Source organism: Nocardioides sp. NPDC059952 (genome assembly GCF_042730435.1).
Taxonomy (GTDB): Bacteria; Actinomycetota; Actinomycetes; order Propionibacteriales; family Nocardioidaceae; genus Nocardioides.
Genome location: NZ_JBHWLY010000007.1, coordinates 18,296 through 44,596 on the forward strand (window position 1 = coordinate 18,296; position 26,301 = coordinate 44,596).

The 26,301-nt window shown below is 69.0% G+C and carries 20 protein-coding genes, 1 tRNA gene, 1 other RNA gene and 1 pseudogene; 5 read left to right on the plus strand and 18 right to left on the minus strand.

The features are described 5' to 3' along the window. Positions 1 to 18: 18 nt before the first annotated feature. Entirely contained in the window at positions 19 to 477 is a 459-nt protein-coding gene (locus ACFV9G_RS04930; protein ID WP_378725406.1) for a nitroreductase family deazaflavin-dependent oxidoreductase, read from the plus strand. 37 nt (positions 478 to 514) lie between these two features. Then, positions 515 to 1,258, plus strand: coding sequence for a hypothetical protein (locus ACFV9G_RS04935; RefSeq protein WP_378725408.1), 744 nt, complete (start codon positions 515 to 517; stop codon positions 1,256 to 1,258). 99 nt (positions 1,259 to 1,357) lie between these two features. On the opposite strand, the gene ACFV9G_RS04940 is transcribed toward ACFV9G_RS04935, so the two are convergent. The 8 genes and pseudogenes from ACFV9G_RS04940 to ffs all read right to left on the minus strand — a co-directional run bounded on the left by ACFV9G_RS04940 (position 1,358) and on the right by ffs (position 8,361). Further along, entirely contained in the window at positions 1,358 to 2,401 is a 1,044-nt protein-coding gene (locus tag ACFV9G_RS04940) for an aspartate-semialdehyde dehydrogenase (protein ID WP_378725410.1), read from the minus strand. Continuing rightward, positions 2,398 to 2,955, minus strand: a complete 558-nt coding sequence (locus ACFV9G_RS04945; protein WP_371113327.1) for an ACT domain-containing protein — start codon at positions 2,953 to 2,955, stop codon at positions 2,398 to 2,400. Before ACFV9G_RS04945 ends, ACFV9G_RS04940 begins: the two co-directional genes overlap by 4 nt. Beyond that, positions 2,932 to 4,233: pseudogene (locus ACFV9G_RS04950) on the minus strand (aspartate kinase); the annotation flags it as partial. The pseudogene ACFV9G_RS04950 and the gene ACFV9G_RS04945, both read right to left, overlap by 24 nt. 11 nt (positions 4,234 to 4,244) lie before the next feature. Then, the gene (locus ACFV9G_RS04955) at positions 4,245 to 4,832 is read right to left on the minus strand and encodes a DUF5063 domain-containing protein (protein WP_378725412.1); all 588 of its coding nucleotides are present in this window, start codon (positions 4,830 to 4,832) and stop codon (positions 4,245 to 4,247) included. An 86-nt stretch (positions 4,833 to 4,918) separates the two neighbouring features. Next, the gene (gene recR, locus ACFV9G_RS04960; RefSeq protein ID WP_008356228.1) at positions 4,919 to 5,515 is read right to left on the minus strand and encodes a recombination mediator RecR; all 597 of its coding nucleotides are present in this window, start codon (positions 5,513 to 5,515) and stop codon (positions 4,919 to 4,921) included. A gap of 33 nt (positions 5,516 to 5,548) precedes the next feature. Continuing rightward, positions 5,549 to 5,932: a YbaB/EbfC family nucleoid-associated protein gene (locus ACFV9G_RS04965; protein ID WP_378725414.1), complete on the minus strand. Its 384-nt coding sequence runs from the start codon at positions 5,930 to 5,932 to the stop codon at positions 5,549 to 5,551. Positions 5,933 to 5,942: 10 nt separating this feature from the next. Next, positions 5,943 to 8,069 (minus strand): DNA polymerase III subunit gamma and tau, encoded by a 2,127-nt coding sequence (locus tag ACFV9G_RS04970; RefSeq protein WP_378725416.1) that lies wholly within the window; start codon positions 8,067 to 8,069, stop codon positions 5,943 to 5,945. Positions 8,070 to 8,270: 201 nt separating this feature from the next. Beyond that, positions 8,271 to 8,361, minus strand: an RNA gene (gene ffs, locus ACFV9G_RS04975) — signal recognition particle sRNA small type. Between the two features lie 89 nt (positions 8,362 to 8,450). On the opposite strand from ffs, the gene ACFV9G_RS04980 reads away from it, so the two are divergent. Then, positions 8,451 to 8,538: transfer RNA gene (locus tag ACFV9G_RS04980), tRNA-Ser, on the plus strand. A gap of 95 nt (positions 8,539 to 8,633) precedes the next feature. Here the strand turns inward: ACFV9G_RS04980 and ACFV9G_RS04985 are convergent. Continuing rightward, positions 8,634 to 9,044, minus strand: coding sequence for a RidA family protein (locus tag ACFV9G_RS04985; RefSeq protein ID WP_378725418.1), 411 nt, complete (start codon positions 9,042 to 9,044; stop codon positions 8,634 to 8,636). Positions 9,045 to 9,121: 77 nt separating this feature from the next. Here ACFV9G_RS04985 and ACFV9G_RS04990 point away from each other — a divergent pair, with 77 nt between their 5' ends. Next, positions 9,122 to 9,487, plus strand: a complete 366-nt coding sequence (locus ACFV9G_RS04990; RefSeq protein ID WP_378725420.1) for a winged helix-turn-helix transcriptional regulator — start codon at positions 9,122 to 9,124, stop codon at positions 9,485 to 9,487. A gap of 3 nt (positions 9,488 to 9,490) precedes the next feature. Here ACFV9G_RS04990 and ACFV9G_RS04995 read toward each other — a convergent pair whose 3' ends face one another. The 6 genes from ACFV9G_RS04995 to ACFV9G_RS05020 all read right to left on the minus strand — a co-directional run bounded on the left by ACFV9G_RS04995 (position 9,491) and on the right by ACFV9G_RS05020 (position 15,779). Continuing rightward, positions 9,491 to 10,636 (minus strand): S8/S53 family peptidase, encoded by a 1,146-nt coding sequence (locus tag ACFV9G_RS04995; protein ID WP_378725422.1) that lies wholly within the window; start codon positions 10,634 to 10,636, stop codon positions 9,491 to 9,493. Continuing rightward, a complete protein-coding gene (locus ACFV9G_RS05000) occupies positions 10,618 to 12,021 on the minus strand; it encodes a type VII secretion protein EccB (protein WP_378725424.1) in 1,404 nt (467 codons plus the stop codon). The genes ACFV9G_RS04995 and ACFV9G_RS05000 overlap by 19 nt, the downstream gene beginning before the upstream one ends. Beyond that, positions 12,021 to 13,391, minus strand: a complete 1,371-nt coding sequence (gene eccD, locus ACFV9G_RS05005; protein WP_378725426.1) for a type VII secretion integral membrane protein EccD — start codon at positions 13,389 to 13,391, stop codon at positions 12,021 to 12,023. Before eccD ends, ACFV9G_RS05000 begins: the two co-directional genes overlap by 1 nt. A 183-nt stretch (positions 13,392 to 13,574) precedes the next feature. Continuing rightward, positions 13,575 to 13,868, minus strand: coding sequence for a WXG100 family type VII secretion target (locus tag ACFV9G_RS05010; RefSeq protein WP_378725428.1), 294 nt, complete (start codon positions 13,866 to 13,868; stop codon positions 13,575 to 13,577). Between the two features lie 47 nt (positions 13,869 to 13,915). Next, positions 13,916 to 14,251, minus strand: a complete 336-nt coding sequence (locus tag ACFV9G_RS05015; RefSeq protein WP_091043262.1) for a WXG100 family type VII secretion target — start codon at positions 14,249 to 14,251, stop codon at positions 13,916 to 13,918. A 154-nt stretch (positions 14,252 to 14,405) separates the two neighbouring features. Continuing rightward, positions 14,406 to 15,779, minus strand: a complete 1,374-nt coding sequence (locus ACFV9G_RS05020) for a hypothetical protein (RefSeq protein ID WP_378725431.1) — start codon at positions 15,777 to 15,779, stop codon at positions 14,406 to 14,408. 174 nt (positions 15,780 to 15,953) lie between these two features. Here ACFV9G_RS05020 and eccCa point away from each other — a divergent pair, with 174 nt between their 5' ends. After that, positions 15,954 to 19,985, plus strand: a complete 4,032-nt coding sequence (gene eccCa / locus ACFV9G_RS05025) for a type VII secretion protein EccCa (protein WP_378725432.1) — start codon at positions 15,954 to 15,956, stop codon at positions 19,983 to 19,985. Positions 19,986 to 20,057: 72 nt separating this feature from the next. Here the strand turns inward: eccCa and ACFV9G_RS05030 are convergent, their stop codons facing one another. From ACFV9G_RS05030 to ACFV9G_RS05040, 3 genes are read right to left on the minus strand one after another with little or no spacing between them, the layout of a single operon-like run. Continuing rightward, on the minus strand, positions 20,058 to 22,400 hold the full coding sequence (locus tag ACFV9G_RS05030) for a protein kinase (RefSeq protein WP_378725434.1): 2,343 nt from the start codon (positions 22,398 to 22,400) through the stop codon (positions 20,058 to 20,060). Next, positions 22,397 to 24,607, minus strand: coding sequence for a protein kinase (locus tag ACFV9G_RS05035; RefSeq protein WP_378725437.1), 2,211 nt, complete (start codon positions 24,605 to 24,607; stop codon positions 22,397 to 22,399). Before ACFV9G_RS05035 ends, ACFV9G_RS05030 begins: the two co-directional genes overlap by 4 nt. A 57-nt stretch (positions 24,608 to 24,664) precedes the next feature. Continuing rightward, on the minus strand, positions 24,665 to 26,251 hold the full coding sequence (locus ACFV9G_RS05040; protein WP_378725439.1) for an ABC transporter substrate-binding protein: 1,587 nt from the start codon (positions 26,249 to 26,251) through the stop codon (positions 24,665 to 24,667). Positions 26,252 to 26,301 lie beyond the last annotated feature (50 nt).

Genomic DNA, 26,301 nt, shown 5'->3' on the forward strand with positions numbered 1-26,301 from the left:
CCGAGTAATGTCGACGCCATGAGCTTCGACACTCGCAACGGCACCCGTGGCGCCAAGCAGCCCTCGGCCAACCTCTTCCTCAAGCTGGGCAACAAGCTGATGATGAGCCGGGCCCGCAAGAGCAACGGCACCATGGCCGGGATGCGGCTGCTCGTGCTCACGACGATCGGAAAGAAGAGCGGCGAGCCCCGCTCTACACCGCTCGCCTGGTTCCCGGGCGACGACAGCACCTGGCTGATCGCCGCCTCGGCGGCCGGCGGGGCGAAGAACCCAGCGTGGTACTACAACCTCGCGGCCACCCCCGACCGGGTGACCATCGAGCTCGGCGGCGAGACCATCCCGGTGGTCGCCGAACAGCTGCACGGCGAGGACCGTGCCCGCGCGTGGGCCGCAATCGTCGAGTCATCCGCCAACTTCGGAAGCTACGAGGAGAAGACCGACCGCGAGATTCCGGTCATCCGTCTCACCCGCGCCTGAGTACACATGTGACGCGCAGCATGCGAAACTGCCCCTCATGAGCAACGACCCCGCCGACAAGCTCGCAGCGCCGTCGTTCGGTTTCAAGAAGAAGCGTGGGGGCACGAAGCCGGCGAACGCCAAGCCTGAGAAGACCCAGCCACCGAAGACCCAGGCCCCGAAGACCCAGGCCCCGAAGGCTCGGGTCGAGAAGACACCGGTGGAGACCGCTCCGGTCGAGGCTGCCTCGCGGGAGAAGACCCAGGTGCTCGAGAAGACGGCACCACCCGTCATCGCGCCCGAGCCGCCTGCGGAGAAGCCCGCCGAGAAGCCTGCCAAGAAGCAGAAGGCACAGAAGCCGCCCAAGCCGGCGAAGGAACCGCGGGCGCCCAAGCCGCCCAAGGACCCGAGCCGACGACGGATCAACCTCGGCACCCCGTCGGGCCTGTCCGCGGCGGTCATGATCGGCGCCATCGTCGGCGCGTTCATGGCCCTGGCCGTCTGGTTCAGCGGCACCGTGAGCCAGTGGACGCGAGGCACCTCGTCGCTCGGCGACAAGGGAGCGATCATCCTGATCGCCGTCTTCGCCCTCGCGATCATCGTCGGCGGCTATCTCCTCCGCCTGGCCGGCGCCCGTTCTCCGTTCACGATCAGCTTCCTCGGCTCAGCGCTCGTCGCCGTACTCTCGATGCTCTTCCTCACCGACGTCTTCGTCCACGCCTGGGGAGTGATCATCGTCGTGATCCTCTCCGCCGCCGCGTACGCCCTCGCCTACTGGGTCACCACCAACTACATCGACTGACCACCCCGCCCGCGGCGACCCCCCGGTCGCCCTATGCGACACCGCCGCCGGCCTAGAGGCCACCACGGTGCCGTCTCGGCCGACGTAGGTGACGTCTCGTCAGAGGGCGGCGGCGACCAGCTCGGCGAGCTGGACGGTGTTGAGCGCGGCGCCCTTACGGAGGTTGTCGTTAGAGATGAACAGCGCGAGGCCGCGGTTGTCGGGAACACCCTCGTCCTGACGGATGCGGCCGACGTAGGAGGGGTCCTTGCCGGCGGCGTACAGAGGCGTGGGTACGCCGCGGAGCTCGACGCCCGGGGCGTTCGAGAGGATCGCGGTGGCGCGCTCAGGGGTCAGGGGCGAGGAGAACTCGGCGTTGACCGCGAGCGAGTGACCGGTGACGACCGGGACGCGGACGCAGATGCCGGAGACTCGCAGGTCGGGCAGCGAGAGGATCTTGCGGGACTCGTTGCGGAGCTTCTGCTCCTCGTCGGTCTCGTTGAGCCCGTCCTCGACCAGCGAACCGGCGTAGGGAAGGACGTTGTAGGCGATCGTCTCGACGTACTTGTCCGGCTCCGGGAACGCGATCGCGGACCCGTCGTACGCGAGCTCGCGGGCCTTGTCGCCGGCAGCCGCGACCTCGCTGACCAGCTCCTCGACGCCGGCAACGCCGGAACCCGAGACGGCCTGGTAGGTCGAGACGACGAGCCGCTCGAGGCCGGCTTCGTCGTGGAGCGCCTTGAGGGCCGGCATCGCGGCCATCGTGGTGCAGTTGGGGTTGGCGATGATGCCCTGGCGGGCCGCGATGACGCCGTCCATCGCCGAGGGGTTGACCTCGGAGACGACCAGCGGGATCGACGGGTCCTTGCGCCAGGCCGAGGAGTTGTCGATGACGATCACGCCGGCCTCGGCGAACTTCGGCGCCAGCGCCTTCGAGGTGGCGCCGCCGGCGGAGAAGATCGCGATGTCGAGGCCGGCCGGGTCCGCAACCGCGGCGTCCTCGACGACGACCGAACGGCCACCGAACTCGATGGTCTTGCCGGCCGAGCGCGCCGAGGCGAAGAAACGGACCTCGCCGAGCGGGAAGCCACGCTCGAGCAGGATCTGGCGTACGGCGACGCCCACCTGTCCGGTCGCTCCCACGATTCCCAGATTGATGCTCATCGGCCGGTCCCTCCGTAGACGATGGCCTCTACGTCGCTGTCGAGGCCGAATGCTCTGTGTGTGGCGCGCACGGCGCGGTCGAGGTCGTCGGCGCTGACGAGCACCGAGACCCTGATCTCCGAGGTCGACACCATCCGGATGAAGACCCCCTCGGCGGCGAGCGCGGCGAAGAATCGCGAGGTGATCCCCGGATGCGTACGCATCCCGGCACCGACGATCGAGAGCTTGCCGATCTGCTCGTCGGCGATCGGGTCCGCGAAGCCGATCTCGCTCTGGATGTCGCCGAGGGCCGCGCGCGCGAGCTTGACGTCGCTGCGCGGCAGGGTGAAGGAGATGTCGGTGCGCCGCGTCTCCTCGGCCGACACGTTCTGGACGATCATGTCGATGTGGATGCCGGCATCGGCGAGGGTGTCGAAGACGCGGGCCGCCTCGCCCGGCTCGTCGATGACGCCGACCAGGGTGATCTTGGCTTCGCTGCGGTCGTGGGCGATGCCGACGATCTCCGGGACGTCGCCGTTGGGCTCGGCCCCGTAGGAGACCTTCTCGACGTCCACGTCGCTGAACTTCTCCGCCGCGGCCTGCGCCGCCCGGTCGACCTCGTCGTCGGCGACGACGACCGAGACCCGCACCTCGGAGGTGGAGATCATCTGGATGTTGACCCCGGCCTGAGCGATCGCGGAGAAGAAGTCGGCGATCTTCTTCGGCTGCGTGCGCAGTCCGGCACCGATCAACGAGACCTTGCCCATCAGCGGCTCGCTGCTGACCCGCTCGAAGCCGAGCTCGGCCTGCGCCGGCTCCAGCGCCTTCACGGCACGCTCGACGTCGTCGCGCGGGAGGGTGAAGGTGATGTCCGTACGCTCCGTGCCGGACGGTGACGCGTCCTGAACCACCATGTCGACGTTGATCCCGACGCCGGCGATGATCTCGAAGACCTTCGCGGCCGCGCCGATCTTGTCGGGCGCGTTGACGACGGTGATCTTGGCCTGGCTGCGGTCGGAGGCGATGGCGGCGACGATCGGCGCCTCCATCCCGACGCCGTCTCCAGGCTCGTCGACAGTCGGCGAGACCGCGTCGATGCTGCCCTTGACCACCGTGCCGGTGAGGGTGGAGAAGGAGGAGCGTACGTGGATCGGGAGGCTGTGGCGGCGGGCGAACTCCACCGAGCGCAGGTGAAGCACCTTCGCCCCGGAGGCCGCCAGCTCGAGCATCTCCTCGAAGGCGACCGAGCTCAGCTTGCGTGCGGTCGGGACGATCCGCGGGTCGGCGGTGAAGACGCCGTCAACGTCGGTGTAGATCTCGCAGACGTCCGCGTTCAGCGCGACCGCCAGCGCGACCGCGGTGGTGTCGGTGCCGCCACGACCCAGCGTGGTGATGTCCTTGGTGTCCCTGGAGACGCCCTGGAACCCGGCCACGATCGCGATCGCACCGTCGCCGAGCGCCGCCTGGATCCGCTCCGGGGTGATGCTGAGGATCTTGGCGCGCCCGTGCTGCGCATCGGTGATCAGACCGGCCTGCGACCCGGTGAACGACCGAGCCTCGTACGCCAGCCCGCGCTCGTTCGCGACGTCGTTGATCGCCATCGCGAGCAGCGCCATCGACTGCCGCTCGCCGGAGGTGAGCAGCATGTCGAACTCACGCGCGTGCGCGGTCGCGTCCGGCGAGACCTTGTTGGCCAGGTCGATCAGCTCATCGGTGGTGTCGCCCATGGCGGAGACGGCCACGACCACGTCGTGGCCCTGCTCTTTGGTCGCGACCACTCGCTGAGCGACGCGCTTGATGCCTGCAGCGTCCGCGACCGAGCTGCCACCGTACTTCTGAACGACGATTCCCACGGCGGGAAAGTCTACGTTGCCGATGCGGCCGTCTTCTCCAGCATCTCATCAGCGGCAGCCAGGTCCTCGTCCTCACCGGTGAACGGCTCGGAGTCGAGGCGGTCGTGAGCGACCACGGTGAGCAGCGCGTTGAGCACGGCACCGGCCAGGTTGCCCCAGTTGTTGACGTAGCTGAACTGCCACCACCACAGCGCCTCGTCGACGTCGCCGAGACGGTAGTGACGCAGGCCGTACTCCAGATCGGTCACCAGGCTGGCGACGTCGTCGGAGATCTGACTGTCGACCACGTCCGGGGTGTAGGGATCGAAGACGAAGCTGTAGGTGTCGATGTCCCCGAACATCTCGGCGAGCCCCATCCGGAGCTCGTCGACGTCGGCCTCCATGCCCACGTCGGGCTGGAACTCCTCCCGAGGCTCGAAGTCCTGCTGGGCACCCAGTCGCGCGCCCGCCAGCAGGATCTGGCTCACCTCCAGCAGCAGCATCGGGACAGCGCTGCCACCGTCGCCGTCCGCAGCGATCGCGCGCACCGAGAGCAGGAAGCTCTCCACCGAGTCGGCGATGCTGGTGGCGAAGTCCTTGCCGGTCAAGTCGTTCGTCATGACGGCCCCCTTCCCGAGGTCCCTTGAATCGTCAGGCTACCGCCGAAGTCGCGGTCTGACGAGGGTAAAGACTCGGCTCTTAGGGACTACTCAGCCGCCCGGCGTCCGGCGAACGCACGGCCGAGGGTGACCTCGTCGGCGTACTCCAGATCGCCACCGACCGGGAGACCGCTGGCCAGACGGGTGACCTTCAGTCCGAGCGGGCTCAGCTGACGGGTCAGATAGGTCGCCGTCGCCTCGCCCTCGAGGTTGGGGTCCGTGGCGAGGATCACCTCGGTGATCCCGGGGTCGTTGAGCCGCTGGACGAGCTCACGGATGCGCAGCTGGTCGGGACCGATCCCGTCGATCGGGCTGATCGCGCCGCCGAGCACGTGATAGCGCCCGCGGAACTCGCGGGTGCGCTCGATCGCGACGACGTCCTTGTATTCCTCGACCACGCACAGCACCGACTGCTCGCGACGTGGGTCGCGACAGATCCGGCAGGTCTCCTCCTCGGAGACGTTGAAGCAGACGGAGCAGAACTTCACCTTCGCCTTGACCTCGTTGAGGATCGAGGCCAGCCGATGTACGTCGGCGGGATCAGCCTGGAGCAGATGGAACGCGATCCGCTGGGCACTCTTCGGACCTACGCCCGGCAGCCGTCCCAGCTCGTCGATGAGGTCTTGGACCACACCCTCGTACAACTTGGTTATCGCCTGTCTCTAGCTGTGCTTATCTCAGAACCCGAGCTTGAACGGCGGCTCGCCGCCGCCGGGGGCACCACCGAGGCCGCCCGCGAGCGGGCCCATCGCCTCACCGGCGAGGGCGTCGGCCTTGCCCTTCGCCTCGCGGTAGGCAGCGACGATCACGGCGCCGAGGTCCTCGAGGTCGTCGGGGTCGTTGCCGTCGAACTCGCCCTGCTTGATCTCCACGCCGACCAGCTCGCCGGTGCCGGTGAGCTTGACCGTCACCGCACCCCCGGCGACGGTGCCGTCGACGATCGTCTCGGCGAGCTTCTCCTGGGCGTCGACGATCTGGCTCTGCAGCGCCTGGGCCTGCTGCATGATCGAGTTGAGGTCGAAGCCGCCCTCGCCGCCGAGGCCTTCGAGTGGGTTCGTCATCTGTGCCGTCCTAGTTGTGAGGAATCTCTTCGATCATCGTTGCACCCAGCTCCTGAGCGAGCAGGGCTTCAGCACCCATCGCGGCCGGCCCGTCGTACGCCTGGTCGTCGGGGTTGACCGCGGCGTCCGCCTCCGCCAAACGGGCCACGGAGTCGTCGACCGGACGCTCGTAGTCCGCGTCCCGCGTCGGCCGGATCGCCTCCCGAGCCAGCGCGATCGCTCCTGGGTCGGCTGGCTGCGTCCCGGACGTCGCGGGCGGCTCCGGCGGAGCCGGTGGTTGGTCGGGGGGCGGCGGCTCGGCGGCCCAATCGGGCGGTGGCGCCTGCTCGTTCCAGGATGGCTCCGGCGACTGCTGCGGCTGGGTGGGCTCCTGGGGCGCGCTCGGCTGCGGCGGCGGCGAGGCCTGCCGCTGCGGGGCCCCTTGGCCACCACCCGCGACGATCGCCTCGATCTTCGGCTGGATGCCGATCACGTTGACCAGCGCCTGCCCGAGGATCGGCTCGTGTCCGCCGGTCGCGAACCGGTCGCGGAGTCCCGGGGAGGCGAACCCGAGGGTGAGCACGCCGTCGCGGAAGTCGACCACCTGGGCGTTCTGGCCGACCAGCGACCAGGTCGCCCGACGCAGGCCCTTGGTCTGGGCGATCACGTCGTCCCACAGGCGGCGGACGTCCACGTTGCCCATACCGCCCGGCGACTGAGCCTGAGGTTGCGGCTGAGGCTGGCTCGGCGGCTCCGGAGCGGCCGGCGTCTGCTGGGGAGGCATCTCCGCGGCCGGAGCGGGCTCGCGGGTCGGTTCTGAGGCCGGTTCGCGGGCCGGCTCGGGGGTGGGGGCGTACGCCTGGACGGGTTCGGGCTGAGGTGACGCGGGAGCGACCGTCTCGTGCCCCGGCGCACCGACGGAAGGCTTGAGCACCGGCCGGTCCTGAGCGGGGGCGGCCGCCGCCGGAGGAGCGGCCACCGTCGGCGTACCACTGATCTCGATCCGCCTCTCCAGACGGTCCAGCCGGGCCGCGAGACCGTCGGCACCGTCGGCCGCCGGCAGCAGCACCCGGGCACAGATCAGCTCGAGCAGAAGCCGGGGCGCGGTGGCGCCGCGCATCTCGGTCAGACCGGTCGCGACCGCATCGGCGGCTCGCGAAAGATCGTGTGGTCCGAAGCGTCCGGCCTGGGCGACCAGCCGCTCACCGCCGTCCTGGGAGACGTCGATGAGCCCGGTCGCGGGTGCGTCCGGGACCGCCTTGACGATGACCAGGTCACGCAGCCGTCGCAGCAGGTCCTCGGTGAAGCGCCGCGGGTCCTGGCCGGTCTCGATGATCTTGTCGATCACGCCGAAGACCGCGGCGCCGTCGTGGGCCGCGAAGGCGTCGACGACCTCGTCCAGCAGCGCGTCGGGGGTGTAGCCGAGCAGCCCGGCGGCCAGCTCGTACGTCACTCCCTCAGGCCCCGCGCCACCGAGCAGCTGGTCCATCACCGAGAGGCTGTCGCGCATCGACCCGGCACCGGCGCGCGCGACCAGCGGCAGCGCGGCCGGCGCGACGTCGATGCCCTCCTTCTCGCACAGCGTCGAGATGTAGTCGGAGACCAGCTTCGGCGGGAAGAGCCGGAACGGATAGTGATGGGTGCGCGACCGGATCGTCGGGATGACCTTCTCCGGCTCGGTCGTCGCAAAGATGAACCGCAGGTGCTCCGGCGGCTCCTCGACGAGCTTGAGCAGCGCGTTGAAGCCCTGCGTCGAGACCATGTGGGCCTCGTCGATGATGTAGACCTTGTAGCGGCTCTTCACCGGCGCGAAGAACGCCTTCTCCCGCAGATCACGGGCATCGTCCACACCACCGTGCGACGCCGCGTCGATCTCGATCACGTCGATGCTGCCCGGCCCGCCGCGCGCCAGGTCCCGGCACGACTCGCACTCTCCGCACGGATCCGCGATCGGCGCCTTCTCGCAGTTCAGCGCCCGCGCCAGGATCCGCGCCGAGGTCGTCTTGCCGCAGCCACGTGGCCCGGAGAAGAGGTACGCATGGTTGACCCGATTGCCCGCCAGCGCATTGCGCAGCGGGCCGGTGACGTGATCTTGGCCGATGACCTCGGCAAACGTCTCCGGCCGGTAGCGGCGATAGAGAGCTAGCGGTGCGTCCACCCGGTAGACCCTATCCGCCCGCACCGACAGTTTGCGACCGCGCGTGCGCGCTCGAGGAGAAAAGAAAAGGCTCCCCACGTACGGCCCGCAGAGCCTCGCTCATCCTCGCCGCCCGACCGGGTCAGGAAATAGAAAAGGCCCCCCACGTACATCCCGCAGAGCCTCGCTCATCCTCGCCGCCCGACCGGGTCAGGAAATAGAAAAGGCCCCCCACGTACCCAACAGAGCTCGCTTATCCTTGCTGCCTTCCGGCCCTGGGGAGGTTCGACAAGATGTCACCACATGGGGGGTTGTCAGAGAGTCTAGACGAGTCCCCTCGCCGATCCCAAAGCACACCCGCCGATTTCCCCCATGCTCACGGAGCCGCGTAGGATCCCTCACGGATCTGTCGCCTAGTGGCCTATGGCGCACGGCTGGAATCCGTGTTGGGTTAACGCCCTCGGGGGTTCGAATCCCCCCAGATCCGCCAGCAGGAAACCTTGGTTCACCTGCAAGAACGCCGATCCGGACAGCGCAAGCGCCGGATCGGCGTTCTTCATTTCCGCAACCTCGGTCCCGCGCGGCTCAGTCCAGGATGGCGTACGCCTCGACCTCGACGAGCACGTCAGGCTCGAAGAGGTAGTCCACGCCGATGGCGGACAGCGGCGGCAGGGGTTGCGGGATGCCGAGCTCGTCGACGACGCTCTCGAGACCCGCGACGAACGCGTCGTACTTGTCCGGGGTCCAGCCAGTGACGAAGAACCGGAGGCGTACGACGTCGGCGAAGGTGGCACCGGCGCCGGCCAGGCCACGGGCGGTGCTGCGGAGCGCGTGGGCGAGCTGGCCGGCGAGGTCGCCCGGCGCCACACCGCGACCGAGCTCGTCCCGGGCGATCTGTCCGGCGACGTGGACGTGGCGGCTGCCGGTGGCGACGGAGACGTGGTGATAGGGCACGGGCTGGAACATGCCTTCGGGGGTGAGCAGATCGACGGGCACGATGAGATTCCTTCCAATCGTAAAGGTTTCTCATGTGTACTTGGTATCCAGAGGATACTTCAACGAGACTAGGTGTCATGGCCGATACCGTCCCCGAGCCGCTGCGACTCACCCAGGAGCACCGCGAGCTCCTCGACCAGCTCCTCGACAAGTGGTCGCTGCAGGTGCTCGACACACTGTGCGAGCGGCCGCGACGGTTCAACGAGCTGCGTCAGGCGATCCCGGCGGTGACCCAGAAGTCGCTCACCACCGCGTTGCGTCGCCTGGAGCGCAACGGCATGGTCGCCCGGATCGTGCTGAGCACCCGTCCGGTCGCGGTGGAGTACCGGATCACCCCGCTGGGCAGCACGCTGCAGGACCTCATCGACCGGCTCTACCACTGGACGACCACGACCCTGCCCGAGGTCGAAGCCGCGCGTGAGGCCTTCGACAGCGCAACCTGAGAGCTACATCGAGCCCTTGCGCCGCGAGAACAACGGTCGCAGGACCAGCGCGAGCCCGAGCGCTCCGCCGCCACCGATGGCCCACCAGATCGCGTTCTCGCGGACGGTGGCCAGCGGGTCGACCTTCTCCCGGGCCATCGGCGCCTGCTCGACCTCCGGGGGCTCGGCGGCCTCCTCGACGGCGGGACGGGTGAGGGCGTCGTACGCATTCACCACGCCGGCACCCCAGAAGCGGCCGCCCTGGCCCTCGCGGCCCGAGGTGGTGCTGTAGAGACGGTCGATGACCTGGTCGGCGGTCCAGCCTCGATTGGTCGACCAGATCAGGGCGAGCACCGCCGAGACCTCGGCGGAGGCGAAGGACGTCGAGATCGTGTCGACCCAGCACGGCTGGCCGAAGAGTGTCTTCGACGGCGCTCCGTAGGTCGGAGCGGCGACGTCGGTGTTGGAGTTCGGCAACACCGTGAAGTCGGGGTCGGAGGCCGAGGTGCCGGAGGCGCTGACCGTCACGACGGAGTCGTTGGCGTTCGGGAAGACCTTGGGGCCCATGTCCCGGTCGGTGCCGCTGGCGATTCCGGACCAGTCCGCGGCCATCACGACGATGGCCCCCTTCTTGGTGAGCGTGTCGACCGCTGTTTCCAGGCCCGCGGCGTTCTCCGTCGCCGGCAGGCCGATGTCGACGATCAGCCCCTTCGCGTTGCCTTTGGCCAGCGAGTTGAGCTCGGCCACCATCCGCTTGGCGTCGATCGTGGACTTCTCCTGGCCGACCTTGAGGACCGGGTGGTCGCTGAGCGTCGCCTTGGGCGCGATCCCGGTGATCAGACCAGCCGCGACGGTGCCGTGATAGTCCTGCGCCTTGGCGCTGTAGCCGGAATCGACCACGGCGACACGGATCCCCTGACCCTGCTTGCTCACCTTCTGCGCTTCGTCGATCCGCATGATCGCGAACGGAGCCACCGTCTCCGGCACCGGCGCAGCCTGGGTCTCCGCCTTCTGCGGTGCGCCACCACCGGTGTTCTTCTCGTACGCCTTGCAGACAGGCCGTTCCTCCGCTGCGTACGCAGGGCTCGGGCCGCCGAGCAGAGTCAGCCCACCGACGGCGGCCGCGAGCGCGATGCCAGTACGCACCAGCGTCACTCGGTCGCCACGCACTTGCTCTCCTGAACCTCTCCGGTGGTCGGCGGGCACAACGCCAGCTCGGTCGAGAGCGCAGCGCCGGCCGGAAGCAGCCTCAGCCACGTGCCGGGCACGATCGGGCCCGAGTCGTTCGACAGGCCGAGCCGCTCGACAGTGAGCTTGCCGTCGAGGGTGTTGGCGGTGCCGCGGGCGTCGATCAGGTAGGGCGTCGCGCTCTCCTTCTGGAGCTCCTCGCCGTTGGCGGCGAAGACGAAGGCGCCCTTGCCGGGGTCGACCCGGGCCGAGGTGAAGTCGGTCGCCGCGGGAGGCTCCGACGACGGCCAGGCCTTCTCGCCCGGGTCGACACCGAGGCGTACCGTCGTCTTGTCCTCGGTCTCGAGCTTGGCGCAGACGCTTCCGGTTCCGGGCTCGAGGGTCGAGGCGGGCCACGAGGTCTCGAGCCGCTCGCCGTTGATATTCGGCTGCGATTCCAGCGACTGCTGGTTGCCCTTGCTGCCGAAGACGACGTCATAGACCTCGCTAGTGAACTCGTCCATCCGGATCCAGCCGGACTCCGTCATCAGGTAGTTGTTGGCCACGTAGTTGGCCTTGGTGCCGATCGGGTAATCCTCGCCCTCGACCGTGCCACCGGCCTTGGTGAACGCTCCTCCGAAGGAATCACCCGACAGCGGCGCGCCGGCCGGGAAGAGGTTGACCCATGCTTGGGGCACCGTGGGTGTCGAGACAGGGTCGTTGAAGATGCGGTCCGCATAGGTCTCCGCGTCGCCCTCGACCTTGTAGCTGTAGGCCTGTGCGTAGCCCTCGCGCTCGTGCTCGGCGATGAGGTAGGTGCCATCTTCGGTCTGCACCAGGAAGCCGGTGTTGGTGGCCGGCTGTACGTCAGGCTTCGCAGAGATGTTCAGGTGCGTACCTGCAGCATTGGCGGTGCACGCCGTCCAGCCGGTGTTGATGAAGTCGGACGTCAGCGGCAGCTCCTCAGGGACGTCTGGCCCGCCGAGGCCGATCGTCCCCTTGGGGAACTCCTTGTCGATCTCCTCCTGGTCGATGACCTTGGACCTCTTCTCCAGGTCGAGGCCGAGGATGAGCTGCGCGCTGGCCAGGTTGACGACCGGGTGCAGCTCCTTGTCCTTGTCGGGGCCGGTGACGACGTAGCGCGCACCGCCCTTGGTGACGATCAGGCCGTCGGTGTCGGCCCATCCGGTCGCGGGCCGGGGAGCAAGGAAGTGGGCGACCGCGCCGCCGGCGATGAGCAGCACCGCGAGCACGAGGCCGCCGAAGACGGAGCGGCCGGGGCGAGCGGGCTCCACCTCGCGCCCACCGGGGGCACCGGAGAGGAACGCGGAGACCAGTCGGCGACGGCTGAAGGCATGCGCCTCTACGAGGTCCTTCTTGCTGGCCATCAGAAACCAGCCACCGCGGCGCCGAAGAGGCCCGAAGCGAGCACCATCAGCGGCAGCATCGCGAGCAGGCAGATCGTCTCGGCGACGTCGGCCAGCCGGCCACGACGGATCGACCCGACGTCGGGGACCAGCGTCAGCACCAGGAGTACGCCACCCGCGGCCGCCAGCACGACGGCGGTCGTCGGCCGCCACGACTCGTGGTAGACCAGCAGCGCGGCACCGATCGCGAGCAGGCCGGCGATCCCGGAGACCAGGCCGACGAGCACCTCCGAACCCGTCCGGTACTGCCGCGTACGCAGCATCAGCACGACACACGCGGCCAGAGCCAGCAGCGTGCCGAAGAGCCCGAGCCGCACCACGAACGGCGCGGTCAGCACGACCAGGACGCCGACGGAGAGCGAGATCGCGACCAGGATCTCGTGGGCGACCTTGGCGTCGACCCGGACCTGGTCCTGGCGGATCTCGTCGGGGTCGAGGTTGATGTCCTCGTCGGAGTAGAGCTGCGGGACGTCGGTCTTGGTCGTGCTCAGCGCGAGCCACGGGAAGAAGCTGCCGGCCAGGACGACGACCACCAGCACGATCCCGAGCACCACACCGGCCTTCCAGCCGGTCATGCTCAGCAGCATGCCGGCCACCAGGAAGACGCCACCCACGAGGGCGCCCGGCATCGCCAGCATCCGGGCCTCGCCGAGCCCCAGGAAGCCGATCGCGGCGGCGAGCATCGCGCCCGCGCCGGCGAAGGCCAGCGGCATCCCGACGCCGCCCTCGGGGCCGAGCGAGGCCGAGCCGATCAGGAAGCCGGCGACCGCGCCGTAGACCTCACCGATCCACACCGCGGCGATCGCGGCATCGTTCTCGGCCTCGAGCCGGGAGAGCACGATCGCGCCTCCGGCGAGGACCATTCCGATCACCCCGGCAGCTACGCCGGCGAGCATCGACGGCGCCTGCGTCCACAGCGCACCGGCACCGAGGAGCAGCAGCAGCGCGGCGGCCAGCAGCGACGTACGTCGTCCTGCTTCCGGCTTCCAGGGGGCCATCTCGCTCTCGACGACGTCGGTCATCGCCTCGACCACGTCGTCGTAGACCCGCGGCGGCTTGTCGTCGATCCCGGCGCTCACGGTGAGCACGCCGCCGTCCTCGACGCCCTGCGGGATCAGACCGAGGTCACCGGCGAGCTTGCGGCCGTCGGCGAGCACCACGCGGTAGCCGGCGTAGGCCGTCTGCGGGTCGAGCAACCCGACGCTTCGCGCAAGCTCCGGCACGAGCTCCGCCACCGGCACCGAGCCCGGCAGCACCAGATCCATCCGACGTGTGCCGGAGGCGACCGTGACCCGGACCAGCCCAGTGGGCGCCACCTGCGCCTGCGTCATTTCACGAACTCCTCGCGTCGTGCCTGTGCCCGGGACGAACCGACCGAATGTCCCGAGAGCTAGACCTACCTCGCGCTCGCTGAATCAGACAGCGAACATCAGCGCTGACTTTGCCATAAAACCAGCGACGAGGGGACCGGTGCCCCGCACCGATCCCCCCGTGTTGCCTGTGTGCTGAAGAACTCAGCCACCGAAGCCGCTGGCGCCGCGCTGGTCCGCGCGGTGCATGTCAGCGTTGGCCTCGTTGACGAACTTGCTGCCGCGGTCCAGCGCCATGCCGAGCTCGCGGATGCTCTGGTTCCACTTGGCCTGGGCCCGGTTGTAGGCGTCAGCCGCCTGTCCGGTGAAGTTCTCCTGGAGGCCGAGGATGTGACGCTCGAGCTCGTCGAGCTCGCGGTCCATGTCAGCCACGCCCTTGAGCAGGACGTCGGCGACGGAGCCCATCTTCCCGTGGTTTACGACAATCTCTTCACCCATGTCAGTTCCTTCCAGTCCTCTGCTTGAAATGCGGCCTGACCGGGTGGTCAGCCACCCATCTTGTACGAGATGCTGTCCATGCTGGAGGTGACGGAGCTGGACTGCCCGGCAACATCCTCGTCGGCCTGGCTACCGACCTTGCGGGCGTTCTCGAGACCCGCGGTGAGCTCGTCGAGCGCGTTGGTGATCTCGCGCGACTTCTCGTTGTAGGTGTTCATCAGCTGCTGGAACGAGGTGCCGCCGGCACCCTTCCAGCCCGATGCGCCCTCCGCCTGGGCCTCCGAGACGGTGCGGCTGTTGACGCTCTGCAGCTTGGCCTTGGTCTCGTTGATGAAGTTGACGGCGGTGTTGATCGCCTGGCCTTGCTTGATCTCACTGCTCATGGTGCTGTCCTTCCACCGGCGGAACCGGTTTTCCTAGGTTTGATACCTGTTGGAGCCCGGCTCCCGATGGGCTCCCCCGAGGTCCGGACAATGTGTTCTTACCCCGTCTCCGGAGTTCTAAACACAAATCTCTGAACTTTTTCAGCCCTGCTGCCTAGCTGTTGAAACCCGATTCCCACAGGTGACGGAAGAAGCCTGAGGAAACCACGAACGAAGCGATGACCGCGGCGCCGCACAGCGACTCCGCCCAGTCGGCCCGAGACGCCCATTTCGCCGAGCGCCAGCCCCGGCCGGTCGCGATCGCCGCGATGATGACGGCGAACCCGATCACCACGACTCCCAGACCGAACCAGGAGACCAGCTCCGGGTCGGCCCAGCCTACGAAGGCACGGACCCCGACCGCCAGCGCAATAACCCCGGCAACCCGGAGTACGCCACGAGGCAGCCAGTAGCGATAGCTGCGCGCCGCGAGCAGGATCACGAAGGCACCGGCCAGCAGGATCAGCCAGCCACCGACCCGATCCAGGTCGTCCGTCGCCGTCGCCACCAGCCCCGGTCCGCTCACCGCGACCACGGCGAGGACCGCCCAGGAGGCCGCCGCCAGCGTGCGGGAGCCGCGCTCGGCCACCTCGGTGACCTCGTCGATCGGGACCGTCGCCTTGCCGGAGGTCGTCCTGGCCCGTGCCGACCAAGCGGTCACCGAGAGCTTGGAGACATCGAGGAGATAGGAGTCCGGGACGTCGACGGCGTACGACGGGACGATCCGCGCCGCCAGCGCGGCGGCGGCGAACAGGATCGACCACGGCACCTGCGGCGAGGTGCCGAGCAGGGCGCACAGCGCGGTCACGACGAAGACGATGACGCCGGTCGTGGTCCAGATCTTCAGGCCCTCGTCGACGGTGTCGACGAGGGACCGCGAGATCGTCGCGACGACCGCGGCACTCAACCCGGCCACCCCGACCGCCATCGGCAGCGTCTCGGGCACCGGGTCGACGGTGATGACGAAGGCGGCGCCGGCGGCGAAGGCCGGGGCGGCGATCGCTCGGCGCGCTGCGTACGGCCCGGCGGGGATGATGCCGATCAAGGCACCCAGCGCGAGCAGACCGGCGATGGCCAGTCGCTGCCAGCCGTCGGCCTGGGCACCGAACCCGGCCGCGGCGACCGCCAGGAGGGTGGCCAGACCGACCCAGTAGAACGAGAAGCTGCCCGCCTGGACCGCGGCGGCCGTCTCGACGACCTCGCGCCGCGCATAGGCCTGCGTCGGCGGCGAGTCGGCGGCGAGCAGGGCGCCCGAGGTGATGCCGCGCGAGGCGAGCGATGCGTCCGGTTGGATCACCTCGCCACGACGGTCCCGCAGCACCGGGGCCGCGGGCAGACCGACGGCCGTCGCGTACTCCCGCGCCAGGTCCGAGGCGTGCGCATCGGAGGGAACGACGATGTCGACCACTCCGGCGGTGCCGTGGACCGTGACCGCCAGGCCGCCTGCTGCGAGCGCCGGCTCAACGGCATCGGCCGTCTGAGTGGGCATGACACCTCCCGGATGCGTGAAGACCCTGTGACAGAGTTCCACATCGGAAGCTCCACCGCCCGTTTTACCCGACCGGCACGGTTAAGGGTAGTAGCCGGGTGGCGGGCACTCTAAGATCCTGACCACCTGCGGCATCCGGGCCCGCGGGGCACTGAACCAGTCTCAGGGGGACACGTGACCATCGCTGCGACAGCCGGCGGTACCCGCACCGAGGAGCCGGAGGTCCCCGAGGGGGAGCTGGCTCTGAATGCTCCGCCGGCTATCGAAGAGGGCGAGGGCGTCGGTGGCATCCTGATGAACGCCATCCCCATGCTCGGTGGCCTCGGATCGATCGTGCTCATCGCGACGATGCAGTCGGGCGCGGGGGGTTCCCCGCCGATCCAGCGCTACATCGCTGCCGGCATGTTCCTCTTCGCCACGCTCGGCTTCATCTTCGTGCAGATCGACCGGCAGCGGAAGCAGAAGCAGAAGCAGGTCGGCGGGCAGCGCACCGACTACCTCCGCTACCTGGCCGGCGTCCGGCAGTCGGCGCGCAAGGCCGGTGAGCAGCAGCGCAAGGCGCTCACCTGGCACTATCCCGCGCCGTCCTCGCTGCCCGCGATCGCCGAGGAGCGCAGCCGGCTGTGGGAGCGCTCGAACACCCACAAGCGCTACCTCGACGTCCGCTACGGCGTCGCGCACCAGCCCCTCGCGCTGACCCTGGTGCCGCCCCAGCAGACCCCGATCGACCAGGTCGACCCCGCCTCGGCGAGCGCGCTGCACCGGCTGCTGACGGTCCACAGGGTCCAGCCCGACCTGCCGGCCGCGACCAACCTGCGCGGCTTCGACAAGATGGAGATCTGCGGCAACGAGGACCAGGCCCGGGCGCTCGCCCGCGCCCTGATCTGCGGGATGACGGCCTTCCACTCGCCGGAGCAGCTGATCGTCGCCGTACTCACCTCCGAGCGCAACCTGGCCGAGTGGGACTGGGTCAAGTGGCTCCCGCACGCGCAGAGCGGCCGCGAGGTCGACGCCGTCGGGCCGCGCCGCATGGTGGTCACCAACATCAACGACCTCGGCGCCCTGCTTCCGACCGAGGTCGGCGAGCGCGCCCGCTGGGGCACCGACGACCGGATCCCGTCGCCGCAGGTCGTGGTCATCGTCGACGGCGGCTCCGTCCCGCCGGGCAACCACGTGCTCCCGGACGACGGCATCCAGGGCGTCACGGTCATCGACCTGCCGACCCACTGGGACGAGCTGTTCGACTCGAGCCGGGTGCGGTTCCTGATCGACGACGAGGAGACCGACGAGAACAACACGGTCTCCGGCTACCAGGTGCGCGTACGCATGGACCCGGTCCGCCTGCGGGTGGACCAGATGAGCATGGCCGACGCCGAGGCCTACGCCCGCCGCCTGACCGCGCTCTACACCGTGGCTCCGGAGGGCTCCGACGCCGCCGCCGAGACCCCGCAGGACACCGAGATCGCGGCCCCGAAGGACTACATGGCGCTGCTCGGTCTGGGCGACGTACGCTCCTTCGACCCGGACGTCGCCTGGCGTCCCCGCGCCAACCGCGACCGGCTGCGTGTGCCGGTCGGCGTCGGTGAGGCCGGCCAGCAGATCTACATGGACATCAAGGAGTCGGCACAGCAGGGAATGGGGCCGCACGGCCTCGTCATCGGCGCCACCGGTTCCGGTAAGTCGGAGTTCCTCCGCACCCTCGTCCTCGGTCTGGTGCTCACCCACCCGCCGGAGGTCCTCAACCTGGTGCTGGTCGACTTCAAGGGTGGTGCGACGTTCGCCGGGATGGCGGGCATGCCGCACGTCTCCGCGGTGATCACCAACCTCGAGGGCGAGCTCACCCTGGTCGACCGTATGCAGGACGCGCTCTCCGGCGAGATGACCCGCCGCCAGGAGCTCCTGCGCGAAGCCGGCAACTTCTCCTCGCTGAAGGACTACGAGAAGGCCCGTACGCAGGATCCCTCGATGGATCCGCTGCCGTCGCTGTTCATCGTGGTCGACGAGTTCTCCGAGATGCTCTCGGCCAAGCCCGAGTTCATCGACCTGTTCGTCGCGATCGGTCGTCTGGGCCGATCCCTCGGCATCCACCTGCTGCTCGCCTCGCAGCGCCTCGAGGAGGGCCGCCTGCGCGGTCTCGACTCGCACCTCTCCTACCGCGTCGGCCTGCGCACCTTCTCCGCGCAGGAGTCGCGGACCGTGCTCGGAGTGCCGGACGCGTACGAGCTTCCGGCTGTTCCCGGCCTCGGTTACCTGAAGCCCGACCCGACGAACATGCAGCGGTTCCGGGCCGCGTACGTCTCGGGGCCGCCGGCCGCGGGTTCGCGGATCCGCCGCGACGAGGGCGGCAAGCTGCAGGGCATCTTCCCGTTCTCGATCGCCGAGGTGAAGCAGCTGGCGATGCCGGTCGAGGAGGACGAGCGTCCGGCCACCCCGGTCGTGGGCGCGGACGGCGTCGAGAAGTCGATGCTCGACATCGCCGTCGACCGGATGACCGGCCATGGTGCCCCGGCCCACCAGGTCTGGCTGCCGCCGCTCGACATCCCCGACACGCTCGACACGCTGATGCCCGACCTGACCACCTCGCCCGAGCTCGGTCTGCACTCGCCGGCCTGGAAGCGGCTCGGTGGACTGGTCGTGCCGCTCGGCATCGTCGACAAGCCGCGTGAGCAGCTGCGCGACACCCTCACCGTCGACCTGCGCGGAGCCGCGGGTCACGTCGCGGTCATCGGTGCACCTCGCACCGGTAAGTCGACCACGCTCCGCACCATCGTCACCTCGATGTCGCTGACCATGACGCCGCAGGAGGTGCAGTTCTTCGTCCTCGACTTCGGTGGCGGCACGTTCGCACCGCTGGCCAAGCTCCCGCACGTCGCCGGTGTCGGCACTCGTTCCGAGCCCGATGTCGTACGCCGCGTCCTGGCCGAGATCTCCGGCATCATCGACCGCCGCGAGGCCTACTTCCGGGCACAGGGCATCGACTCGATCGAGACCTACCGCACCCGCCGCGCTCGCGGCCAGGCCGACGACGGCTGGGGCGACGTCTTCCTCGTCATCGACGGGTGGGGCACGCTGCGGGCCGACTTCGACGACCTCGAGTACGCCATCCAGGAGATCGCTCCGCGCGGCCTGACCTTCGGCGTCCACATCGTCGCGGCGGCCGGCCGCTGGGCCGAGTTCCGCTCCTCGATGCGCGACGTCTTCGGCACCAAGCTCGAGCTGCGTCTGGGCGACCCGATGGACTCCGAGCTCGACCGCAAGCTCGCCGCCCTGGTGCCGACCGGGCGCCCGGGTCGAGGCATCGTGAAGGAGAAGCTCCACTTCCTCAGTGCCCTGCCCCGCATGGACGGCGACGGCTCGGCGGCGACGCTGGGCGATGGCGTCGACGACCTGATCTCCCGGATCTCCGCGGCCTGGGAGGGCCCTGCCGGACCGAAGCTGCGGCTCCTGCCCGAGCGGATCACGATCGAGCGGATCCGCGAGCAGGCCGGGGTCACCACGGAGAAGCCCGGCAAGCGACTGCTTCTGGGCATCAACGAGAAGGAGCTGGCCCCGGTCGGTCTCAACCCCGACACCGAGCCCCACCTGCTCGTCTTCGGCGACGGCCAGTCCGGCAAGTCCTCGATGCTGCGCAGCATCGCCCGCGAGATCATGCGGACGCACACGCCCAAGGAAGCGCAGATCGCGGTCGTCGACTACCGGCGGTCGCTGCTCGGCGAGATCCCCGAGGACTACCTGGTCGGCTATCTCACCTCGGCGACGCAGGCCAACCCGACGCTGAGCGACCTGGCGGCGTACCTGACCAAGCGGATCCCGGGCCCGGACGTCACGCCCGAGGAGCTGCGCAGCCGGTCGTGGTGGTCGGGCGCGGAGCTGTTCGTGCTCGTCGACGACTACGACCTCGTCTCGACGCAGCAGGGCTCACCGCTGGCTCCGTTGCAGCCGCTGATGGCCCAGGCCGGCGACGTCGGCCTGCATGTCATCCTCGCCCGCCGCTCGGGTGGTGCGTCGCGCTCCCTCTACGAGTCGGTCATCCAATCGATGCGTGACCTGGCGATGCCGGGCCTGCTGCTCTCCGGCAACCCGGACGAGGGCCCGCTCATCGGCAACCTGAAGCCGGTCCCGACCCTCCCGGGTCGTGGGCGCCTGGTCACCCGCGACCGCGGTATCGAGGTCATCCAGCTGGCTTGGAGCGAGTCCTCGGTGTAGCTCGCCCGTCACGAACAACGCAACGGCCCGCGACCTGATCCAGGTCGCGGGCCGTCTGTCGTTCGCCCGTGGTCAGAGTGTCCCGGTGCCGTTGTTGTTGGATGCCTTGCGCAACGGTGGGTGGGTCTCGAACTGGTCGGCTCCGGGCATCTCCCACGTCTCGGCGGTGAACCCGTCCTTGCCGGAGATCAGGACCGACGCCTTGTTGAGGTACTCGTAGTCCCCGTCGCCGGCGCGCAACGGGTTGACCAGGTCATCCCTACCGTCACCGTTGACGTCGGCGACCCCAGGGATCTGAGACCCGCTGACGGCGTCGTCGTTCTTGACCGGGTCGTCGATGTCCCACGACGGCTCGGGAACGAACTTCTTGCCCTCGGGATCGTAGGAGTAGACGCGGATGGCCCACTTCTGGTCCACGATCTCCTGGGTGATCAGCTCGTCCTTCCCGTCACCGGTGACATCGGCGAAGTTCGACGATCCGGCGACCCGATCGCCGTCGGGTCCGGGCACCTCGAGGTCGGTCTTGGTGAGCTTCGAGCCATTGCTCATCAGCAGGAGCACTGCGGCCGGGGAAGTCTCCCTGGCACCCATGATGACGTCGGCACGCTTGTCGCCGTCGAAGTCACCGACGTCGAAGTTGATGTCGAACGTGGGGCCCTGCCAGGGACCGGTGTACCACTCGGCGCTCTTCGCCCAGGTGTTGTCGGCCTTGCTCAGCATGACCGTCATGTGGAACTCGAGGTCCTTGAGCTTGGCCAGGTCGGCGTCCTCCTTGGGCAGCTTGGTCCCGTTGCCGACGGAGATCATGCCGATGTCGTCACGCCCGTCGCCGTTGAAGTCGGCGCAGAACATGGCCAGGCGCTTGCCCGATGCCGGAACCTGGATGGCACCGTCGGGTTGATCCTTGGCGTTGGAGTCGACGTTGAACGAGGATCCGATGCCGGAGACCTGCACCACGTCGACCCGCCCGTCGGCGTCCAGGTCCCCGAGCAGGTTGCCGAACTTGAGACCCTCGGTGGTGCCGGACTCGAACCCCTTGCCGGTGGAGGCGAAGAGGGTCGCGGCATTGCCGTCCCAGTTGTAGTTGACGTCACCGAACGGCGCACCGAGGACCAGGTCGCCCAGCCGGTCCCCGTCGATGTCACCAGTCACCGCCGGCTTCGGCTTCGCAGGGGTGTTCTCCGTCGTCGCGAGGGTGACACCCACCGCGGTGCCGCCCGCAACGAGGACCGCGAGGGCCGCCGCGCTGGCGATCCACCACGTGGCCTTGGCACGTTTGAGGGTGACGGTGGCTCCGGACGCGAAGCCCATCTGTCGCCCGGCCATCGCGGCGAAACGGTCCCTGACCCGAACCGCCTCGTTCGTACGCTGGGCAGGATCCTTGACGAGCAGACCGCGCTCGCCGGAGAGCAGGTCGTTGGCCTGCAGGGTGAAGTCACCGCGGCCCGGCAGCGTCGGGATCGGCTGTGACCCGTGGGCCATCGCGGTCTCGACGTCGTTCGCCCCGGTGAAGGGAACGGTGCCGGTGACGAGCTCGTAGAACAGGCAGCCCAGCGAGTAGAGGTCGCTCGCCGGAGTCGCCGGCGCACCCATCGCGCGCTCGGGCGCCAGATAGTTCCACGCACCGGAGTGGATCCCGGGCCTGGCGGTCGCGGAGTCATCAGCGCGCGCCGCGGCGAAGTCGGACAGGTAGGCGTACGGCGGACTGTTGCCGTCGCGGAGCAGGATGTTCGACGGTTTCACGTCGCCGTGCACGACACCGACCTCGGGCGAATGGATCGCTGCCAGACCGTCGGCGATCTGGGCGCAGATGTCGGCGGCCAGCGGGCCGGGGAGACGGCCACGGGCCTTCAGCAGCGAGCCGAGGTCGCCGCCGTCGGCGAACTGGGAGACCAGGTAGGGGGCACCGTCGTGGGTCCGGCCGTTGGTGTAGACGCCCATGATGTGGGGCGAGTCCAGCTTGGCCATCAGCGTGGCCTGCTTGTCGAACCGGGACACGAACTCTGGGTCCCGGGCGCCGCGCCCGAGGAGCACCTTGAGAGCGACCGCTCGGTTGAGCCGGGTGTCGGTGGCCCTGTAGACGACCGCCATCTCGTTGGACGCCACCTGCTGCTCGAGCCGGTAGGGCCCGATCATGCCGGGGGCGTCCGCCTTCAGCACGGTCGCCGGTAGCGGGGTCTGCACAGGCGGGGGCGGAGGCGGCGGAGTCTGCGCCGCCGCCGGCTGCTGGGCGGGAGGGGGAGGCGGTGGTGTCGGCGCGGGAGCCGGCGGGGGCGGCGGCGTACCGGAAGGTCCGCCGGGCCGGGCGACCCGTGGCCTGATCGTGGTCTTGTCAGGGTCGTCGACCGGGGGACGCTCGAACGAGGGCTGCGGCCCGCGCGGTGCGTTGTCAGGATTTCCGGCGGAATCGCTCATCCGAGGGTTCCTCCCATCAGGTTGTAGCGGCGGACATCGTCGGGCGACTTCTTCCACGTCGCCATCATGTGACCGGGAAACGTCCCGGTCTTCGAGGCCAGCGCCACGTAGAAGGCGTAGGGGCTCTCGCTGGTGTCCTGCGTAGCCGCGACGATGTCGGTGCGTCCGTCGCCGTTGACGTCGGCGACGGTCACGGGATACCTGCTGGTGGTCTTGAGGGTGTTGCGGGGCTTGGGCAGCTTCCCGCGGTTGGCGATCGAGAACTGGGTCAGGTCCTCGCTGAACGTGCCGACGGTGATCGACTGGCCCTCACCACGACCGGACTCCGCGGCGATGATCTCGTCGCGACCGTCGCCGTTGACGTCACCGGCGAGGAACGAGCTGATCGACTGATGCTTGAACTCGAACGGCTTCGCAGCAGCGGCGGTCGTTCCCTCTCCCTGGTAGAGGTCCAGGCTGGAGGTTCCGGACGTGAGGGTCATGTCCTCCGGGCTGCCTTCGACCCGGTTCAGGACGGCCAGATCGGCCTTCTCGTCGCCGGTGAACTCGCCCACCGCGATCTGCTCCACCGGTACGGCCGGATAGGACGCGAAGAGCGTCGGCTCCTCGAACCCCGACCCGGTTCCTCGGTAGACCCAGATCGAGCCGTCCCCGGCCCTTCTCCCCTGCCTGTCGAGGTCGGGGTCCGGGTTGCCGAAGTGCGTACTCATGAACAGATCGGCGACACCGTCACCGTCGAAGTCGTCGGTGCCGAGGTCGTAGTAGAAGTTCGAGCCCGCCATCTTCTTGCCCTGCTCGACGACGCCCGCGGGAGCCTTGAGGGATCCCTCCAGGTCCCCGTGGAACTCGAAGCCCTTCTCGCTCCGCACGAGCGTGACGAGCGTGTTCTTCCCATCGCCGGTGAAGTCACCGCAGAGCGGAAATACCTCGCCCCCGTCGTTGTCGGCCGGAAGCGCAGGGTCGTTGTAGGTGACCGGCTTCGACGGGGTCAACGTGCGGCCGTCCGACGTCCAGGTGACGACATCCACCCCCTCGCCGTCGGGGTTCTGGACGTTGGTGATCACGTCCCCGAACTTGTCCCCGTTCACATCCGCGTACGCAGCCCCCTTCACGGTCGGCACGATGGGCTCGGGCCCGTGCTCGACCCAGGGCTGGGTGATCGCCAGGGCACCGCCGACCCCGAGGGCAGCCACCCCGACCATCGCCGCCCCGACCCGGAGCGGAGTGATCTTGGACGGCCGCTGCGCCTCCTCGATCAGGATGGCTTCGCTCTCGGAAGGCGCCCGCACGGCCGCGACCGGGATCGGCGCCGGGTTGGGGTCGGTCATCGACGGCGCGGGCACCAGCTGAGCGGGCGCGGTGATCTCGCGCAGCTTCAGCAGGTCGTCCTTGAAGACGGCGGCGCTCTGGTAGCGGCTCCGGCGGTCCTTCGCCATCGAGAGCTGCAGGATCCGGTTGGCCGCCTTGGTCCAGTCGTCGGAGCCGACGAACTGCGGGATCGGCGCGTTCTGGTGGGCCATCGCCACCTGCACCGCCGCACCCGAGTAGGGGATCTTGCCGGTCAGCGTGAACCACAGCATGCAGCCGGCCGCGTAGATGTCTCGTGACGGCTCCGGCGAGATCGGCCGGCCCTGCGCGTCATGCTCGTCGCGGATGTATTCGGGCGCCAGGTAGTTCCACGTGCCGGTGATCCCGCCGGCGGGCGAGTCGGAGGACGAGGTCGCGATCCCGAAGTCGCACAGGAACGCGAACGGGTCCAGCGGGCTCGCCGGGTTGCGTACGAGCACGTTCGACGGCTTGACGTCCTGGTGGATGATCCCCGCCTGGTGGGCGTCGTGCAGCGCCCCCGCCACCTGGGCGTTCACCAGGCACGCCAGGTGCGGCGCCAACGGTCCGTTGCCGCGTACGAGTCCGGTCACATCACCGCCCTTGATGAACTGGGTGACGATGAACGGGCTGCCCTGCTGCTCACCGATGTCGTAGATCGCGATGATGTGGGGCGACCTGATCTGCGCCAGGGTCTGCCCCTCGCGGATGAACATGTCGATGAACTGCCGGTCGGCCAGGTGGGCATGCACCATCTTGAGGGCGACCTGCCGTTCGAGCTTGGTGTCGAAGGCGTCATAGACCACGCCCATTCCACCCTCGCCAAGAATGCGATCCAGGCGGTAGTGGCCGAACACTGCCCCGGGATGAAGCGTCGTCATGCCCGCACCCTATTCAAGGGTGGCGGAACCCAACCACTCCAATGCGCTAAAAGTCGCCTACTTCTTCGTCGGCGACCACTCGACGATGGTCGAGACGAGCGGTGCGACCTGTCCGGAGCGAGGACGTACGCTGTCGACCTTCTTGTCGATCACGGTCACCGTCGGGTTCATCACGATCGGTACGACGATCGAGTCCCGCACCAGCGTCTTCTCGATCTGGACTCGTACGTCGCGGGCCTCGTAGGGATCCGCGGTGCGGGCCAGCTCGCCGATGAGGCGGTCACGCTCGCGGTCGCCGCCGCCGGTCGCGTTCTGGCTGCCCTTGCCACCCCACTGTGCCGAGATCTCCGCCGGCGTCTGCGGGACCGGGATCCGGGCGAGCACGGCGTCCCACCTGTTGCCGGAGAGCACCTTGTCGGCCGAGGACACGCCACAGTCGGTGGTGCCCCAGCCCTCGTCGTCGACGACGTTCGCGATGGTGTCGTAGGCGCCTGCGGCGAACGCGCTCGACTTGTCGTAGGAGATGCACACCTTGGCACCGCGCGGGGCCGTCGCGTCCTCCGAGGCCTTGAACTTCGTGGAGAACCCGGAGTCCTCGGTCGCGATCTGGTAGCCCTCACCACCCGGCGGGAACAGCACGACGTCGGTGGCCTCGTACGCCTCGGCCCACTCGCCCGCGCCGCCCTCGGCGATGTCGCCGCGGGGTACGGCCCGCAGATAGGCCGTGCGGGTGTCCTTGCGCTTGAACAGGCCACGGTCGGTGCGGAGGATCAGCGCCCACATGGTGCCGTCGTTGGCGTTCGCGACGCCGTAGTCGCGGCGTTCGAGGTCGCGCACCTGCTTCCGGTTGGCCTTGGTCGGGGTGACCTGGACGACGTCGACCTTCTCCCCCAGGCTGTCCAGCGCGTCGGCGCCGGCCGGGGTGAGGCGTACCTGCTCGTAGGTCGGCCTGGCCTCGCCCGCGTATTCCGGGTTGGCCTCCAGGTCGACCTCCTGGCCGCCCTCGCCGGCCGAGATCTTCGAGACGCGGTAGGGCCCGCTGGAGAGCAGCGCCTCCTCAGAGGCCTTGCCGTTCTCGGCGACCGCGAAGGACGAGCTCCACGCCTCCGCGATCTTGGTGAGCTTCGCGGTGTCGGACTCCTCGATCGCGGTCTCGACGACCTCCTTGGCCTCGATCGGGTCCTCGATCTTCAGCGCCTTCTGCCCGACGACGTGCGCCGGCACGGCGACGTCCAGGGCCGTACGCCAGTCGACCACCGGCACCACGAGCGGGACCTCGATGGCGCGTGCGCCCTCGTCGACCTCAGGGATGTAGGCGCTCTTGGTCAGCCCGGTCGGCACCCCGCCGAACTCGACCCCGCCATCCGGGCTCCCCTCCTTCGGGGTGCGGAAGTAGCCCGACGATGCCGCCCAGGCGAGCATGAGGTCGGCCGTGTCGATCGGCACGCCGTCGGACCAGGACGGCTCGGCCAGGTCGTAGCGCACCCGGGCCTGCTCGCCGCCCTCCATGGTGACCTCGCCGAAGGTCTCGTCCATCTCGACGGTGTCGTTGACCAGCGTGCCGAAGGCTCCACGGGTCAGCGAGGCGATGTCGAGGTTTCCATCGGTCACGCTCGCCGCGCTCGCCGGGTTGGTGCTCGTCAACGTCTCCGTCCACGCGACGGCGACCTGAGACCCTTCCTCCACCGAGGCCG